General features: G+C 46.3%; 10 protein-coding genes. 2 read left to right on the top strand and 8 right to left on the bottom strand.

Annotation, left to right across the window (positions count from 1 at the left end; translation table 11 throughout):
* Nucleotides 1-69: 69 nt before the first annotated feature.
* The 6 genes from egtB to QE357_RS24525 all read right to left on the bottom strand — a co-directional run bounded on the left by egtB (nucleotide 70) and on the right by QE357_RS24525 (nucleotide 6,805).
* The gene (gene egtB, locus QE357_RS24550; RefSeq protein WP_309713853.1) at nucleotides 70-1,236 is read right to left on the bottom strand and encodes an ergothioneine biosynthesis protein EgtB; all 1,167 of its coding nucleotides are present in this window, start codon (nucleotides 1,234-1,236) and stop codon (nucleotides 70-72) included.
* On the bottom strand, nucleotides 1,208-2,779 hold the full coding sequence (locus QE357_RS24545) for a glycine betaine ABC transporter substrate-binding protein (protein WP_309713850.1): 1,572 nt from the start codon (nucleotides 2,777-2,779) through the stop codon (nucleotides 1,208-1,210). Before QE357_RS24545 ends, egtB begins: the two co-directional genes overlap by 29 nt.
* Nucleotides 2,779-3,729 carry an ATP-binding cassette domain-containing protein gene (locus QE357_RS24540; RefSeq protein ID WP_309713847.1) on the bottom strand — a complete coding sequence of 317 codons (951 nt, stop codon included), beginning with the start codon at nucleotides 3,727-3,729 and terminating at the stop codon, nucleotides 2,779-2,781. The genes QE357_RS24545 and QE357_RS24540 overlap by 1 nt, the downstream gene beginning before the upstream one ends.
* Entirely contained in the window at nucleotides 3,726-5,108 is a 1,383-nt protein-coding gene (locus QE357_RS24535) for a mercuric reductase (RefSeq protein WP_309713844.1), read from the bottom strand. The genes QE357_RS24540 and QE357_RS24535 overlap by 4 nt, the downstream gene beginning before the upstream one ends.
* A 51-nt stretch (nucleotides 5,109-5,159) precedes the next feature.
* Complete coding sequence (locus QE357_RS24530) at nucleotides 5,160-5,441, bottom strand: DUF427 domain-containing protein (protein ID WP_106635983.1); 282 nt, start codon at nucleotides 5,439-5,441, stop codon at nucleotides 5,160-5,162.
* A gap of 251 nt (nucleotides 5,442-5,692) precedes the next feature.
* Nucleotides 5,693-6,805 carry an NAD(P)/FAD-dependent oxidoreductase gene (locus tag QE357_RS24525; protein WP_309713837.1) on the bottom strand — a complete coding sequence of 371 codons (1,113 nt, stop codon included), beginning with the start codon at nucleotides 6,803-6,805 and terminating at the stop codon, nucleotides 5,693-5,695.
* 94 nt (nucleotides 6,806-6,899) lie between these two features.
* On the opposite strand from QE357_RS24525, the gene QE357_RS24520 reads away from it, so the two are divergent.
* A complete protein-coding gene (locus tag QE357_RS24520) occupies nucleotides 6,900-7,865 on the top strand; it encodes an AraC family transcriptional regulator (protein WP_309713834.1) in 966 nt (321 codons plus the stop codon).
* A gap of 49 nt (nucleotides 7,866-7,914) precedes the next feature.
* Here the strand turns inward: QE357_RS24520 and QE357_RS24515 are convergent, their stop codons facing one another.
* Together QE357_RS24515 and QE357_RS24510 are read right to left on the bottom strand one after the other, a co-directional pair.
* Nucleotides 7,915-10,341 (bottom strand): TonB-dependent receptor domain-containing protein, encoded by a 2,427-nt coding sequence (locus QE357_RS24515; RefSeq protein WP_106635986.1) that lies wholly within the window; start codon nucleotides 10,339-10,341, stop codon nucleotides 7,915-7,917.
* Between the two features lie 892 nt (nucleotides 10,342-11,233).
* Entirely contained in the window at nucleotides 11,234-15,451 is a 4,218-nt protein-coding gene (locus QE357_RS24510) for a two-component regulator propeller domain-containing protein (RefSeq protein ID WP_309713830.1), read from the bottom strand.
* Nucleotides 15,452-15,633: 182 nt separating this feature from the next.
* Between QE357_RS24510 and QE357_RS24505 the strand changes: the two genes are divergently transcribed.
* Nucleotides 15,634-17,553: a family 43 glycosylhydrolase gene (locus QE357_RS24505; RefSeq protein ID WP_309713827.1), complete on the top strand. Its 1,920-nt coding sequence runs from the start codon at nucleotides 15,634-15,636 to the stop codon at nucleotides 17,551-17,553.
* Nucleotides 17,554-17,683: the final 130 nt, after the last annotated feature.

The raw sequence follows: 17,683 nt of genomic DNA, 5'->3' as shown, positions 1-17,683 counted from the left end.
TGGCGGTTGGTTTCTCTGGTTGTTAGTTATTAATTCTATGCTATCTACCAACCACTAATAACTAACAACTCATTTCACCAGACGAATGCCGGTGAACTGCCAGCGTTCGGGTGCGTGGAAAAAGTTACGATAGCTTTTGCGACTGTGTTTGGGAGAAGTAGCAACGGAAGCCCCGCGGAGCACCATTTGATTCACCATGAATTTTCCATTATACTCGCCCACAGCTCCTGCCGCTTTCGTGAAACCCGGATAGGGTAAATACGCACTATTCGTCCACTCCCAGCGTTGCCCCCAGTCAAGCTGGTCGGCGGCTACTTCCCACTCAAACTCGGTAGGCAGACGCAGGCCTTTCCACTGAGCAAAAGCAGCAGCCTCGTAATAACTAACGTGACTCAATACGGCATCAGGATCTAACTTCTCCAGGCCCGCTAATGTATACGTATGCCATTCCCCGTTAATTCTATGCCAATACATAGGGGCTTTTATTTCATTTTCTTTAACCCATGACCATCCCTCGTCCAGCCACAGATTAAAGTCTGTATAGCCTCCTGCCTGCATAAATTCCAGGTATTCGGCATTTGTAACTAGCGATTTATTGATTTCGAAGGGTTGTATGTAGACCTTATGTCGTCCTAATTCATTATCGAAACAAAAGCCATCACCTGCATACCCTACGTTATATACGCCTTCCTCTACACTTAGCCAGCCGCTTTGCCGATTTCTGGCGTCCGATAAAGATTGTTCGTGGGAATACACCGGGAAAGTAGGGTTATGGCCCAGAATGTATTTAATATCCGTAACCAGCAGTTCCTGATGTTGCTGTTCGTGGTGTAGCCCCAACTCAATCAATTTCAATGCTTCGGGGTCTTCCAGCGTATCCAGCAAATCTTCCATGTGCTGATCGACATACTGGCGGTAGGCGTAGACTTTTTCAACGGAAGGGCGGGTCATGTTACCGCGATCCGTTCTCAGCACCCGATCTCCTACATTGTTATAATAACTGTTGAAGAGGTAGTTAAAGTCATCGTGGAAAACCTGATAATCAGGCTTGTAATTTTTCAGAATGAAGGTTTCAAAAAACCAGGTAGAATGAGCCAGGTGCCATTTGGGCGGACTCACAAAAGCCACGGGTTGCGGAACATAATCCTCAATTTCAAGCGGTTCGCAAATCATTCTGGAGTAATCCCTTACTTCCAGATAGGCTTCCTTAAGGCTGGAGATGGTGGTTGGAAACATAGGTTGATAAGTCTGATATGGTGTGTATGCCAAAGGCCTGAGCCTGCGAACGCCGCATCATGAGTGCGTACGCATTATTAAATCCAATGGGACTAAGCCACTGTAACTGGTACTTTTTCTGAAACTCTTTCTGAACAAAAGCATAGACCCGGTCGCGGTTGGGTCCGAGCTGCTTCTGTTGAGCGGTCGAGGCTTTTAAAATGGTTAATAAACCCGTTCCTGTGTATTCGGGATAGAGGTCAATTTCTCCGTGAGTGAGGGCATCAAAGCAGATTTTCGTACCACCCAAACCCGTTTTCAATTCAACCGATAACGGCGTATACCCTTCCAGCAGCAGTTTATACATATGTACCAGAATGTACTGCTCGCCAAAAATTTTAGAGCCCAGCCGGATTTTTCCTTCTCTAGAAGTTTCCTGATTTTTCAACAACCCTTGGCTTTGTAGAAATTCGCGGGCTACCTGTTCGGGTAACTGTTTACGATAATCCACCCGATAATTGAGCTCGGTCATGACGGAGTCATTGATTTTCCCGGCCAGCAGGTTAAGCGTCGGCTCCACCTCTGGATAGGTTTTTAACACCTCCACCCGCACCACCGGAGCCGCATAATACGGCGGAAAAATACCTTTGTCGTCGGTTAAGGTTACCAGATCATACGCCTTCAGGCGGCCATCGGTGCTGTAGCCACTGATGACATCAATTTTTTGCTCGAAGGCCGCTTTATACATGACCGCATCGCTGATGACCACCGTCGGAATGTCGAGTTTATACACGGAAGTAAGTCCCAGATACCCATCCTCGCGGCCCATAAATTCGGGAGTAAACCCAGCCAACATCTTTTGCTGGGAGCTGGGAATAACGTAAGCCGAACTACTTAATAACAAGATCGCAGGGATAATCCATACCGCTTTGCGAAGGCGACGACTCGACAGTTTCTGGACGAAGGACAATACAACATCGAAAGCCAGAGCCAGCAAGGCCGCTGGAATGGCTCCCGCCAGAATCATGTGGGTATTATTAAGGGAAATTCCGCCAAAAATGAATTCGCCCAGCCCACCCGCAGCAATGTAAGCCGCCAGGGTAGCTACGCCGACGTTGATCACCGCCGCCGTACGGATACCCGCCAGAATCACGGGCAGGGCCAGAGGTATTTCTACCTGAGTTAACACCTGCCAGGAATTCATCCCCAAACCCCGAGCAGACTCGGTAATGGCAGGATCTACTCCGGTAATGCCCGTAAATGTGTTCCGAATGACGGGTAATAAAGCATACAAAAACAGGGCAGTAATGGCAGGGATAGCCCCGATGCCCAGCAATGGAATCAGAAAACCCAGCAGAGCAATGCTGGGAATGGTTTGTAATATACCCGCGATACCCAATACCACTCCGGCGGCTTTGGGTTTCCGGGCGATGAATATGCCCAATGGCAGGGCTACCAGTACGGACAATAGCAGTGACATACAGGTTAACCCGGTATGAGTCAACGTTTGTTGCCAAAGCTTGGGAGCCTGCTGCTGCATGAATTGCCCTAAAGTCTGCTCCATTAAAACTGGTCTTTATACTGCTGATACGCGGTTTGAAGAATCGGTAAACTGAGGGTTTTTAAGGAATTCGTTAACTCATTTTTCACCACTGCGGGCTTCTTTTCTGCCAACCATTCCATCGCCTCCCAAAGACTTTGTTCACTCTGAAGGGTTGGCGTAATTAACTCCTGACTATCCGAAAGAAAAGGCCATATCTCCTTTAGTTTCAAAGCTTTTAACTCAAGCTGATACCGTTGGTGCTGAAAGAAATCTTTGACGAAGTCGCTTGCGGGTCTGAACATTAGTTCTTCCGGCGTTCCTAGCTGCCGGATCGTTCCCTGATGCATCAAAGCGATCTGGTCGCCCAGTTCAAAAGCCTCGGCCATGTCGTGAGTTACCATGACTACGGTTTTGCGTTGTAGTTCAGGTAATTCTCTGAATTCCTGGTGGATAGCTGAGCGGGTCAGAGGATCTAATGCTCCGAAAGGTTCGTCCATTAATAACAGGGGTGGGTCGGACACCAACGCTCGGGCCAGGGCCACGCGTTGTTTTTGACCTCCACTTAATTCATCAGGATATTTATGAGCGTAACTCCGATAAGGCAGATTCAACTGGTCCAGAAGGCTTTCGGTCCGTTGCCGGGTTTTCGACTTTTCCCACTTCAATAAGCCGGGAACTACGGCAATGTTTTCGGCTACTGTCAGGTGAGGAAACAGCCCATTATTTTGGGAAACGTACCCCATGTTTCGGCGTAGTTCTTCGGGTTTTGTTGAGAAAATATCTTTCCCCTGAATCCATACCCGCCCCGAATCCGCTTCGATCAAACGGTTCAGCATTTTCAGCGTGGTGGTTTTCCCACAACCGCTGGTGCCCAACAAAATCATCGTCTGGCCCTCTTTCACCTCAAAAGACACGTTATCAACGGCTTTCAATCCATCGAACGCCTTGGTTAGCCGCTCAGCAACGATCATTCTTCAAGTTTTGTAAAAAGATTATTTAGCGATTCGGCGTAGGTAGGATGAGCAAAAACGCCATTTTGCAATTGCTCATACGTCAGATTACCCATCATGGCTATCTCTAAAAACGACATAATTTCCCCGCCTTCCGAACTCAGAATGGCTGCTCCGAGGATTTTACCCGTTTCCTTTTCCAGCACCACTTTCCACAGGCCACAGGTCTCGCCCACTTCCTGCGAACGGGCTACACTTTTGGCCTCCATTTTAGCAATCTGAATAGCCAATCCTTTTTTGCGGGCCTCCTGTTCGGTTAACCCTACCCGACCTAATTGCGGATCAGTAAACATGCAGTAAGGAAAAGGACGATCACTGGTAGAGCGGTTTCCTTGGTTGAGTAAGTTTTCGGACACGATTCGGTAATCGTCATACGCGATGTGGGTAAAGGCGGGACCGCCGTTGGCTTCCCCCAGAGCGTAAATGCCGGATACTGATGTTTCCAAGGTCTCATTCACTTGGATGTATCCTTTTTCATCAACCTTAATACCTGTACTTTCCAGCCCTAAATCAAGGCTGTTGGGCTCGCGACCTACGGCAATCAAAACATGAGAAGCAGATACCTTTTTTTCACCCGAATCAGACGCCAGACTGGCTTCAATGGAAGCATCTTTTTTCGATATTGCTTCTAGTTTATAGCCTTTTAGAATCGTAATTCCTTCATCGGTCAATATGCTTTCCAATGCATTAACCACGTCCTCATCTTCCTTGGATAGCAATCGTTCGGAAGATTCTACAATGGTAACTTCACTTCCAAACCGACGAAACATCTGGCCAAATTCCATACCAATGTAACCTCCGCCAATGATGAGTAAATGGTCAGGAACTTCGGTTAATTCCAGAATGGATTTATTGGTTAAATAGTCAACCTCCGAAAGTCCTTCGACATCAGGAATGGAAGGCCGCGTTCCCGTATTAATGAAGATCAGGTCCGCCGTTAATGCTTCTTCCTTTCCCGATTTTCCCCTTACGACTAAGGTCTTATCACCCGTAAATTTTGCGTTACCGTAGATCAGATCCAGATTTTCCAGTTCTTCGAGCTTTTCTTCCGAAGCCGAACGTTTCATCGTTACCACTTCCTCTTTCCGATCCCGAATCTTAGTCATATTGACCTGATAGCCAGAAATATCAATCCCCATCTCGGCACCGTGAGCCACCTTGTACGCCAGTTGAGCAGAGGCAATCATGGTTTTGGTAGGCGTACATCCATAATTAACGCAGGAGCCTCCCACTAATTCTTTTTCAATCAGGACTGTTTTTTGTCCAGCTTTCGCATATTTCATGGCTAGGGGAACACCCGCCTGTCCGGCCCCAATGATAATAATATCGTACTTTTTCATGTAAAACACTAAGAAAACCGAAGAGGTATGATGAATAAATGAAGGAAGGAATCAGGCTTCGATCCGAACGCCTTTCCAGAAAGCTACATAGGCTTTGATTTCAGCCGCCGCGGGTTTAGGGTCTGGATATACCCAGGCGGCATCTTTATTTTCCTGACCATCCACCAGCAAGGTAAAATAAGAGGCTACTCCTTTCCAGGGGCACACCGTATGCGTTGGGGAATCAATGAGCCATTGCCGATGAATGGACTCAGGAGGGAAGTAATGGTTACCTTCGATCACAATGGTTTGATCGCTTTCTGCAATCACCTGATCATTCCAAATGGCTTTCATAGTTGTTCGTAAGTATGCATAACCATTTGTTAAAAAAATTATACCTATACTCACGTTAAACCAGGCATTAACGTTCCTGATTCAAGCCCTGTGACTAGCCTATTCATAACTCTACTCGTTAGCTACCATTAACTACCCAAAGAAGCGAGCAATGATTACTTGCCTGCTTAACCTAGCCGCTGCCAACAAAAACGCTGGCAGCGGCTAGGCTCGATGATTACTCGAAACATAAGATTCTGACGAATAGAGATTCAGCTAAAAGAGAAAGTATCAGCAATCATCATTCGCTCGTTCTCGATGGATTCCTGTTGGGCCGCCGAAGCATAGATCATCATTCGCTCTTCGTAGTTCTGAATGGCGGCGTCAATGCTTTCGAATTTTCCGTTCGTCAGATTATGGGCTAATAATAAGGCATCCTCCAAACCCGTATTGACACCTTTACCCGCAAAAGGAGGCATTAAATGGGCGGCATCTCCGATGAGCGTAATTGGTAAAGGACGATTGGTTTTCCAGGGTTTGGTTAAGGGTAATTTTCGGATAGGTAACGCCCAGAAAGAAGGAGTAACCCGGAATAATTGCTGGTAACATTCCCCCCAGTGGCGGAACCTTGAAGAAAGGAAAGGCATGATATCATCCCGAAAGGCCGGGCCGGTACTAAACGCCCAGTCATCAGGTTTTTTAGCTATAATTCCGTACGTTAAGGCTCCCTTATTATTGGGGTTTACCACCAGCACGTTCCCCTGATACGAACTCATCAGAATCGTATCATTGCACAGTCGGTAGAATTCGGGGCAATGCTTTTCCGGCTCAACGATTTCTCCCTGAATGATAAAACTTCCGGTTTCCTCTACTTCTGCATCGGTTACCAGCCTTCGAATGCCGGACATTCCCCCATTGGCGACTATGACCACATCAGCCTCCGCCTGAATTTGATGTTCAAAGGACAATAGCCATTTTCCGTGGTGCTCTTGCAGCCCCGTGCATTTTCTGTCCCAAACGACGGTATCAGTCGCTAAACTTTCGAGCAACATTTTTCTTAAATCGTTTCGATTTATTTCAGGGTTATCGAATCGATTTTCGGGCGTGGGTTCAGTAACAGCCAACACTCCCCCTTTTTCATCAACGATAGTTCTTGCCATAGGTCGGGCCTGGACGTAATAACTTTCCAGTAACCCCGCTGCTTTCATGGCTTCCTGACCGGAATTTTTGTGTAAATCCAGCGTGCCACCCCAGATTCTTGCCTCCGCGTAGGCATCCCGCTCGTAAACAGTTACGTCGATATGGTGCTGCTGGAGTAATCGGGCCATGGTCAAGCCTACGGGGCCCGCTCCAATCACTGCTATTTTTTTATTGGTAAGGATCATGATTTTGCGTTCGTTAATAACTACACAAAAGTCTATGATACTTTACGGGTAAAATAGCTACTTTACACCAAAAAATAGTCGTATAAGACATTTCATGCCTGCAGAAACATTTCCTACGATCCCTAAGGTATTAGCCTCATTGGCTCTCCGTTTAAACACGGAGGTAAAGAACCATAGCGTTGAAATCCCGGCAGACCAGGGTTCCGGGTACTGCACAGGCTATGTCTTTACGGAACATCTTCGATTATTGATTCTGAATTATGAGTTGAAGGAAGATCTGATTCTGGAAAATCCAGACGTAGCTTCTCCTACGCCAACGATTCTTTTCAAGTTTCAGCATGTCCTGGTCAAAACGGGCTTACACTCCTTAAAAAAGCGGGTTCCTAGCGTATTAATTGCGACGAGTCAACTGCATACCGAAAGTGTCATTTCTATTCACTCCAATACGGAAGTGATTAACATTGAAGTCGATGCTCATTACCTGAAGGGTCTTTTCACTGCGTCGGAAAAATCGCCGATTTTACGAAGCTTGCTCACGAATACGCAACCTCTGATTTTTGAAGAATTGGTTCATCCCCCTATTCAAAAGATTATCGACGAACTCGTGAATCAACCCATCAGCGAAACCTTCGAACTGTTTTGGGCCCGAATCAAGGCGGAAGAATTGATCTGCCAGTTGTTAATAGCTCTGGAGAAGCGAGAGGAGAAACAGGTATATGCCCTGAATAGTCAGGATGTGGAAGCCATTTACCGGGCTAAAGAACACATGCTGGCACACCTGGATACGCCGCCCGTTATTAACGAACTGGCTTTAGCCGCTCACATGAGTCCAACCAAGCTGAAGCGTTTATTCAAACAGATTTTTGGGAACAGCATTTTCAGTTATTACCAGGAATTCCGAATGAAAGAGGCCGCCCGCTTACTACAAGCCGAGCAACGCTCTGTTTCTGAAGTAGGTTATGCTCTGGGTTTTACCAACCTGAGTCATTTTTCGAAAGTTTTTTACGAACACATCGGGACAAAGCCGAAACAGTTTAGTCGCATCAAGCCTAAGGAATGACCTCAGCCAGGCGGTTAGATTCGCCCAGCTGAGGTTATTACTGCTTTGTTTAACGGCCTCCCCCGTCATCATTACTGATTTTTCGGCCCTGTTTTCCAGAGGTGGTCATCTTGCCAAACCGCCACTCGAAAGCTAAACGAGCCGAACGGTTCACATAAAACGAGCGGGTAGTTGACTCAAATGTGGGGGAGAACTGCTGATAGGTTTGTCGCATTCCCCGGTTGAAAGGGTTATTGACCCCCAGTGTAAGGCTGGCTTTTTTCGCCCAGAATTCCCGCTTCAGGGCAAAACCATACCAGTAATACCCAGTACCCCGGCCCTGTAAATTGATCCAACCAGTGCCTACGTTCGCATTGGTCTGAAAAGTGATATTATGCGGAAATTTGTAGGTGCTGTTGACACTGAAATTGCTTATACCTCCCGAATTGCCCTGCTGAAGAGCCGGACTGTAGATATCAATGTATCGAAAATCAACGCTACCGTTTAAAGTCCAGTTTTTCCTTGCCTGTCCCGATACGTTGATGTTCAATCCCAGCGATTTGCGTTGACCCATGTTTTGGGGCTTGCTTATGGCTACGCCAGTAGCATCCACGGTTCGAAAATATTCAATGGCATTATTTGTCGTTCGGGCGTATAAAGCAGTATTAACGGATAATCCGGCTTTGGTAGACATGCTATGCCCCACTTCCAGAGCATGATTGAGTTCAGGCTTCAGGTAAGGATTACCCGTTTCCAGATTTTGCGGATCGCTGGCGTTTACCCAGGGATTCAAATACCAAAGCATGGGTCGTTGAATACGTTGGGTGTAACTGGTTTTAAAGGTCTGCGTACCTACCTTCTTTGCAATAGTAAGACTGGGAATCAGATTATTATACGCATTCGCTAAATGCGTTTGCGTACTTTGGAAATCACCATCAATGACGGTGCGTTCCAATCGCGTGCCCAAGTTGAAGCTAAATTTGGACTTGGTTTCAGCCCGCAAAGCCACATACGCCGAATAGACGTTTTGCAGATAAACAAAGTCGTTGGATTGCGTCGGGTCAGGGATCAGCGGAGATTGACCATCCACGGATTGTTCGACATTGAACTCACTGCCAATATCCCGGCGAATGGCTTTCAAGCCCAATTCTAATTTCAGGCGAGTGGTATCCCGGCTGGTTCGCCATTGGAAGGGATGCGTATAATCTGCCTGTAAAGTGAATTCTTTGTTTCTACTGTAATTCATACTTTTCTGCCGAAAAATAAGCTGATTCTCAAAGTTATAGCGATCAGTGTCGTAGAAATAGTTATCGGGCATTCGACTGAATTGCGTCAGAAAAGAAAATTCCTGTTCGGGTTTGCGAAATGTTTTTGTGTATCCTAAATCAAATTGGCTATTCCCGTACGGATTTCGAAAACGGGTTTCATTGCGAAACGTCTGTAGGGGGGTATGATTCGCATCAGATAATTGATTAACTACTACACTGTTTTTAGGATACGAACCACCCCAGGCATTGATTGAAAAATTAATATGATTGGTTGAATCAGGATCATAATCCAGACTCATTTCAGTATAACCACCCGTTCCGACGTTATCAGCCTTGCTTTTCTGATTTAAATAGCGGGACGGATTTCCATCCACCAGCGTCGTCCGAATTAGTTCTGATTCACGAATATTCCGAAACTGGTTACCATTGGCCGTTAAAGCAAACCCAAGTTTATTCGTCTTTAAGGCTAGTTTCGTGTTTATACTGCGGTTTAGCGTACCCTGAGACGCCATGACCGAACCGTTAAAGCCCTTCAGTGCTTTCTTGGTAATGATATTAATGACTCCCGCCGACCCTTCTGCATCGTATTTCGCTCCCGGACTGGTGATTATTTCAACCGAGCGAATGTTATCCGCAGGCATTTGGCGGAGGGCATCGGCCAGATTCCGGGCCATCAGAGCCGAAGGTTTTCCATTGATCAGTACCCGAATGTTACTATTTCCCCGCATCTGAACCGTTCCATCCAAATCTACACTTAAACCCGGCACTTTTCGAAGCATATCCGCCGCCGAGCCGCCCACGTTAGAAATGTCTTTTTCAGCATTATAAACCAATCGGTCTCCTTTTTCTTCAAACAGAGCCTTTTGAGCCGAAACAGTTACTTCGCTCAGCGTTCGGTTTTCCGAAATTACTGCTAACGTTCCCAGCTCAAGCTTAGGTTGATGGCTACTTAATACCACTTCCAGACTCCGCTTCAGGTAACCGACGGAGGATACGGTAAGCGTATACTTTCCCAAGGGCAGTGACTGGATCAGGAAAATTCCTTCACTATCCGTGGTAGCTCCCGTGATTAAAGTGGTTCCCTGATAAAGAGCGGCGTTAGCAAAGGGAATTTTCTGGCGGGTCGTAGAATCTACCAGCGAACCCGTCAGGCTGCCGGGATGCGTGGATTGGGCCAAAGTATTTCCAGCCCATAAAGCCAATATGGCCATGGAAAGTAAAAATCTCATCGTAGGAAAATGTTTGAAGGTTCTATCCGCAAAAGCTCGCGGACTGAAAGGACATTAGGCTTAGAGTCTCGTTGTTTTTACCAAAGAGTAAGGAAAAATGAAAATGTTGCAAGCGGAGGATAAAGTATACAAAAAATAAGTTGTCGGCTTTTACTCAGGGAAGATGACTCTACGTTAGTCCGCGTTTTCAACGCGGATTTTTGGGGAAAGCGTTTGTAACCGTACGAGTCCCCGGATTTCATCCGGGGCTATTCATATTCAACCCCTCCGGGGTTGTTTCCGCAGTCACTCGGCTAGAGCCGAGCGACTGCGAGGGACCTCAAATTCTCTCACTTCATTCGAGAGGACAGGTGAAGAAATAAGCCTGCTACTTACTGGTGCGAAATTCTATCTCGTTCCTACCCTAATGCAGGTTCCTCCTGCCGTTATCCCTCAAGCCTAGCATCCATATTTCGATTCATATCAAGGTCTTCAATTACACATTTTAGACCGCGTTTTAAGACTTATGAATCGATATACCTATCTATTTAGCAGAACTAACTACTAATTGTAGCCGCCCTATCAATTTTGACCCCTATTTGAAGCGAAAAAGACACCCTCTTGCGAGCGACTTCCTACCTATTATTGTATAAAATTATCAGTAAGCATGAAGTCCAACTACCCAACCCAACGTACCAGTCGTTTTCAACAGTGGCTTATCATCGGCTTAGCCGCTTTAATTGTCAGTCTAAGTCTGTTTGTAATTTATACCTTTTGAGGACTTACCTAAGTTAGTTCCCCCTTTACTGGCCATCCCAAACGAAGGACCTTCCGAAGTATTGGGATATGATTTCATAAAAAGGAAGTCATTAGCCCTTTAACCCCGTTAGAGACAAGTGTAACTCATTTAGAATCAGAGCTCCGACAAATCATCCACTACTTCCGTCGTTCGAAATTGTCTGGCGTATTCTGAAGGAGGAACATTATAGAGCTTCTGGAACATCTTCCTGAAGTATTTTACATCCTCAATTCCTACCTGATACGCCACATCAGACACGCGGATGTTCGTGCTGGCTAGTAACTGAGCGGCTCGCTTCATTCGTACATCGCGAATGAATTCGACCACGGTTTGTCCGGTAATGCTTTTGAGTCGGCGATAAAAGACCGACTGACTCATACCCATTTCCTGAACCAGTATTTGCACGTTAAAGTCTGGTTCCTGGAGCTGGCTTTCAACAATCTGCATTGCTTTTTCCAGGAATTGCTTGTCGGCATCAGGAATCACTACTTCACCCGGTTCCAGCAAAATCTGACGGTGATAATACTCCCGCAGCTTCATTCGGTTTTGTAGCAAACCCGTAACCTTGGCGACCAGAACTTTCGGATGGAAAGGCTTGGAGACGTAATCGTCCGCTCCCGTTTCGAGTCCTTCCAGTTCATACAAAGCCGCCGCCCGGGCCGTAAGTAATACGACTGGAATGTGAGCAGTTTTGGGGTGCTGCTTTACTTTCCGGCATAACTCCAACCCATCGCTTCCAGGCATCATAATATCACTGACAATCAAGTCGGGCAAATATGTTAAAGCCTGAGTCCAACCTTCCAGCCCATCTTTGGCAGTTATTACTTCAAAATCATCAACGAATAATTGCTGTAAATACGTCCGCAGTTCCTCGTTATCCTCCACAATTAATAATCGCAGAGAGTTAGGCAATCGGCTGGGTGGTAAAAGGGGTTCTGCCAGGGTTTCCAGATTTTCGGGGGTTATGGACGTATCGATTACGGGCTCTGCCGTACGTAAATCGCCTTCCTGTAAATGAGCCGGACCAAAAGGCAGACGAACGGTAAAGGTGGTTCCGTTGCCGGGCGAGCTGACAACGCTAATTTCTCCCTGATGCCGCTCAACCCACTGCTTCACCAGCGAAAGACCAATCCCGGAACCCATCACTCGTAAGGTTTCCGTGTGTGAAGCCTGGTAATAAGGATCAAAAATATGCTCCAGTTCCGCTTCCTGCATCCCCGTGCCCCAGTCACGCACCCGAATCTCCAGGTAATGATTCGTGAGATGACCTTTGGTAAACACGCCGTTCTGGTGATAATCTCCAACCACCTCCAGGTAAAAACGCACCTTCCCTTTAGATGGCGTATATTTAAAGGCGTTAGAAAGCAGATTGGTCAGGATGATTTCCAGTTTGTCACGATCAAAGTAAAGCGGAATGGCTTCCTGCGGACTTATCAACTCATAATCCAATTCTTTCTCTTCGGCTTTTAACTTGAAGATGAGGAATAACTCGGTTACAAAACTAGTAATGTTTTCCTTGCTCGCTTTCAGGCTCAAATGGCCGGATTCCACTTTTCTAAAGTCGAGTAACTGATTGACCAAATCCAACAGCTTACGGGTCTGACCGTGCATGAGCACTACCTTTTCCTTAAGGCCCGGCCATTGATTTCTACTTGATAACAGTTCTTCTATAGGCCCCAAAATCAAGGTCAAGGGCGTTCTCAATTCGTGCGAAACGTTCGTAAAAAACCGCAGTTTCAAATCCGTTAATTCCTTCTCTTTTTCGTTCTGGAATTTTTCAAAAGCCAGCTTATTTTTCAGATCCTGCTGAGCCGTAGCAATACCTCGATACACGAATAACGCACCACTGATTACCAATGCATAGATTACGTAGGCCCACCAGCTTTTCCACCAGGGAGGCAAAACGGTAATAGGTAAGCTCAGCGAATTCGTAGACCAGACATCGTCGCCATTCGTCGCCCGAACGCGGAAAATATAGTCTCCGGCCGGTAAATTGGAAAAACTGGCCGTCCGCTGTCCGGCAGGTAATTCCACCCAATCCTTCGTGTATCCTTCCAGTTGGTAAGCGTATCGCTGTTTTTTAGGATTGGCGTAATTCAATCCAACGAAGGTTAAGGAAAAATCGTTTTCCGAAGCATATAGCTCCATTTTCGGCGAGTCGGCGAAGGATTGACTAATCAAAACCCGCCCATTCAGGGTATCGCCAGCAGTAACTGACTGATTGTGAATTCTAAGATCCGTGATCTGAACCAGTGGTGGATACGGATTCGGGCGAATGTCGGCGGGTTTGAAATACGTAATTCCATTGATTCCACCCATGTAAAGCGTCCCATCATTTGAGCGAAAAGCCGCTCCAACTTTAAAGGAATTACTCTGTAAACCATCCGTCACATCATAATGTAAGAGCTGGTTCTTCTGCGGATTAAATTCGTATAAACCCGCTCCTCCAATCCAAAGGTTACCCGACTCATCCATCAACATACTTTCTACGTCCTTTTCTGGAACTCGTCTGTCGTATCGATCAATGGTTTCGTTCTTTGCTGAAATCCGATGCAAGCCCCCGCCAATGGTTCCTACCCAGATATTCCCTTGCCGGTCTTTTACTAAAGGCCAGGCGTAATTAGTTTTCAGGCTGTGAATATTTTCCGGCTGATGTCCAAACTCTTTCAGTACTTGTAATTTACTGCCCGTAATTTTCAGTTTCAATACGCCGCGATCTCGGGTGCTGGCCCAAAGAACGTCTTGCGAAGGATCGTATAATAAAGAAGTAAACTGCCGGGTTGGCATCGTTTTATTCTGCGACGAAAAGGCCTGTAGAAAGGTGCCGTCTTCGGCATAAGCCAGAATTCCGGCGTTGAATGTGGCTATCCAAATAATCCCGTGACGGTCCTGCGTGATGTTTTCAATACTGACAGAATTCCAGCCGGAACTCAGCGGCATAGCAGGCAGAGAAAACAGATCGCCCGTACCCGTCAATCGCATCAGACCCCGGTAACGGGTTCCAATCCAAAGCGTTCCTTTTCGATCCTGATAAAAGGCGGACACGTCTACACCATTATCCTGACCAAAAGTCGGACGATTCAGGTAGTCACGATAGGTTTTGGTTTTCAGGTCATAACTCGCAAAACCGTTCCGGGTTCCCATCCAGAGCCGCTGGGCTTTTTCGTCTTTATAAACGGCGTTGATATAGTTATGAGCCGGGGTTGTTGATCCTAACATTTGCCGACGAAGTAGCCCAAAGGCTTTCGATTGAAGCTTCAGCAAATTCAAACCGCCCGCCGAGGTTGCCAGCCAGACATTATGGAAACGGTCTTCCATCATGTTATGTACCCGAACCGAGTTAATACTATGAGGATCATTGTCATGGGGAAGAAAAATATGCACCTGCTTTTCATCCACCGGAACGCCCGCAAGCGTACCGGCATTCACTAGCAAAAGCCCATAACTCGTGCCAATCCAAAGTCGGTGAGCAGAATCCAGATACAGGCTTTCAATTTCTGCAAAACTCCGTTTTAAAGCTTCAGGCTGGATATTTATCCCGTTCGACAGAGATTTTGAATCGACCCAAAAGACCTGGCCTCCACTGCCAATCCATAAATCACCACGACGGTCGAGATGTAAGGCCCGGATGTTAGTATCTTTAAGGACCTTCACCTGAGTGGCCATCGTAGAAGTGCCGGGACGATTCAGTACCCATAACCCATGATCCATCGTACCAATCCATAACTGCCCCCGCTGATCTAGGCTGAGTCGGGTAATGGTAGGTTCTGATAAGCCGGGTAAATCGATTTTCCGGATATATTGAATGGCTCCTGTGGGAGTAAACTGAATACAGAAAAGCCCTAGCTGATGCGTAGCAATCCACATGCGATTGGAAGCATCGGAGGCCATGGCATTGATATTGACCCGAGCCAGTTGCTGCACAAGTAGAGGGTGCGACTGAGCACCGGGCCGTTCCCTGATGCTGAAAAAGCGGTCATAATCGGCATTATACCAATAAAGTCCCGCCCGCTCAACACCGGTCCAGAGATGACCTTTCTGGTCGATGTGTAAGGTGCGGATGCGGTTGACTGCGGTTCCTGTCTGATCATTGAGGGGTAATTCGTATTTCTTCAGCTCATGCCCATCGTAACGATCCAGTCCTTTGTTTGTTCCGATCCAGATGAAACCTAAGGGGTCCTGCGTTACGCACATAGCATCGCTGTGAGAGAGGCCCTCATTCACGGTAATGTGCTCAAATCGAAACTGTCCCGTCTCAGACTGAGCTGAGCTCAGGAAAGGAAAAAGGGCCAGGCCCCAGAAGAAAAAGACGTATTTGTAAATGCCCTGCATACCCATTAACTAAAATGCACCTCTGTTTTGACGAATTCTAGCCTGTCTTCCCATTAAAACTGAATGTATTTTTGCCTACTAATAAATGACATAGTGAATAAGATTTTACGCAACGAGGGTATTATAAGTTGACCTAATTCTTTTTCATTTACAAGTAACCATTCACATATTTCCCTAAATCTATGATTTTACGTTTGCAGTGGCTTTCATTCGTTCTGTTCATGCTGATCGGCTGTCTGGAACCAACGTTAGCCAGTACTCCCCCGAAAAAAGAACCTAATTCAGCTTACCTGTTTGTCTATTTCATTGGAAAAGGAAATAATCAGGAAGCCATTCGTTTTGCGGTTAGCAAAGATGGTTATAACTACAAAGCTTTAAATTATAATCAACCTGTCATTGCTTCGGAGGCGATTAGTGCAACGGGCGGTGTGCGGGATCCGCATATTCTTCGCTCGGAAGATGGCCAGTCGTTTTACATGGTGGCAACGGATATGCACACCGTTAAATATGGCTGGGGGCCGAATCACGGCATGGTATTACTCAAGTCAAAGGATTTGGTAAACTGGGAATCCAGCAAAATTGACATAACCAAAACTTACCCCGAGTTTAAAGACGTAAATCGCGTTTGGGCACCCCAAACCATTTACGACCCTGTTGCGAAAAAATACATGATCTACTGGTCCATGCGTTTTGGTCAGGATGCGGATAAGGTCTACTATGCCTACGCTAATGCCGATTTTACGGCTTTAGAAAGTGCCCCTAAGTTACTCTTTACCAACCCACAGGGCGGTTCCTGCATTGATGCCGACATTATTAATAAAGATGGCGTGTATCATTTGTTTTATAAAACGGAAGGCAATGGTAACGGAATCAAGCAGTCTACAGCGAAGAATTTAACGGGCCCTTACACCCAGCATGACGAGTATTTGCAGCAGACTAAAGATCCCGTTGAAGGCTCGGGTGTTTTCAAGCTTAATAATTCGGATTCGTACATTTTGATGTACGATGTTTATACGAAGGGTCGCTACGAGTTTACGACAAGTAAGGATCTGAAGAAATTCACGAAGGTCGATCATGAAATTTCGATGAATTTTCTGCCTCGCCACGGTACGGTTCTTCCCATTACCAATGCTGAGTATCAGGCATTGACTCAGAAATGGCCCTTAGCCAACAACCCCATTCTGGGTGGTTATTACGCTGATCCTGAGATCTTATACGCTGAGAAAACGGGTAAGTTCTACCTGTATCCCACTAGTGATGGTTATCATTCCTGGTCAGGAACTTCTTTCAAAGTATTTTCTTCGGATAACCTCGTCAACTGGCATGATGAAGGCGTCATTCTGGATTTGCCCAAGCAAACTACCTGGGCCAACCGTAACGCCTGGGCACCGTGTATTGTGGAGAAAAAGATTAACGGCAAGTATAAGTACTTCTATTTTTATTCAGGAGCCCAGAAAATCGGATTAGCTACGGCGGACGAGCCCACGGGTCCTTTCACGGATTTCGGGAAGCCATTTATTGATAAACATCCTAAAGGGGTAAATGGGGGTCAGGAGATTGATCCAGATGTATTCACTGATCCCAAAACCAACAAGAGTTACTTATACTGGGGGAATGGCTATATGGCCGTTGCTGAGCTTAGCGATGATCTGCTTTCGATTAAGCCCGAAACTGAGAAAGTTATTACTCCTGACCCTACCTTCCGGGAAGGCACCTATGTCGTATATCGGAAAGGGACGTATTACTTCTTCTGGTCGGAAGACGACACTCGTAGCGAAAATTACCGCGTTCGTTACGGTACCTCCAAATCACCTTTGGGACCTATTACGATTCCTGCAAACAACATCGTTATTGAAAAAGATAAGAATCTGGGCATCTACGGAACAGGGCATAACTCCATCATTCAGATTCCCGGTAAAGACGAATGGTACATCGTTTACCACCGTTTCCATTATCCCGACGGAATCACGATGGGTGATGCGGCGGGCTACAATCGCGAAACCTGTATTGATGCTTTAACGTTTAACGCCGACGGCAGCATTAAGAAAGTTCAACCCACGTTTAATGGTATAAAACCCGTCTCTTTGAAAAAGAAAAAATAAGTTCAATAGTCTCCAATCGTATCGAATCAGCTGGTGCATCTGCGTCAGCTGATTTTTTTTTGGTGGTAAATTCATTTCAGCCCGTACAATTCTCACTCAAAATTTAATGATCTGATCCTGAATTGGATCG

Source organism: Siphonobacter sp. SORGH_AS_0500, from assembly GCF_031453245.1.
In the GTDB taxonomy this organism is placed as follows: Bacteria; Bacteroidota; Bacteroidia; order Cytophagales; family Spirosomataceae; genus Siphonobacter.
This window is presented reverse-complemented; position numbering and strand designations above follow the sequence as displayed.

What these genes read in the sequence shown, in the direction of transcription:
- egtB (WP_309713853.1), bottom strand. Translation starts at nt 1,236, where the DNA reads ATGTTTCCAACCACCATCTCCAGCCTTAAGGAAGCCTATCTGGAAGTA.
- QE357_RS24545 (WP_309713850.1), bottom strand. Translation starts at nt 2,779, where the DNA reads ATGGAGCAGACTTTAGGGCAATTCATGCAGCAGCAGGCTCCCAAGCTT.
- QE357_RS24540 (WP_309713847.1), bottom strand. Translation starts at nt 3,729, where the DNA reads ATGATCGTTGCTGAGCGGCTAACCAAGGCGTTCGATGGATTGAAAGCC.
- QE357_RS24535 (WP_309713844.1), bottom strand. Translation starts at nt 5,108, where the DNA reads ATGAAAAAGTACGATATTATTATCATTGGGGCCGGACAGGCGGGTGTT.
- QE357_RS24530 (WP_106635983.1), bottom strand. Translation starts at nt 5,441, where the DNA reads ATGAAAGCCATTTGGAATGATCAGGTGATTGCAGAAAGCGATCAAACC.
- QE357_RS24525 (WP_309713837.1), bottom strand. Translation starts at nt 6,805, where the DNA reads ATGATCCTTACCAATAAAAAAATAGCAGTGATTGGAGCGGGCCCCGTA.
- QE357_RS24520 (WP_309713834.1), top strand. Translation starts at nt 6,900, where the DNA reads ATGCCTGCAGAAACATTTCCTACGATCCCTAAGGTATTAGCCTCATTG.
- QE357_RS24515 (WP_106635986.1), bottom strand. Translation starts at nt 10,341, where the DNA reads ATGAGATTTTTACTTTCCATGGCCATATTGGCTTTATGGGCTGGAAAT.
- QE357_RS24510 (WP_309713830.1), bottom strand. Translation starts at nt 15,451, where the DNA reads ATGCAGGGCATTTACAAATACGTCTTTTTCTTCTGGGGCCTGGCCCTT.
- QE357_RS24505 (WP_309713827.1), top strand. Translation starts at nt 15,634, where the DNA reads ATGATTTTACGTTTGCAGTGGCTTTCATTCGTTCTGTTCATGCTGATC.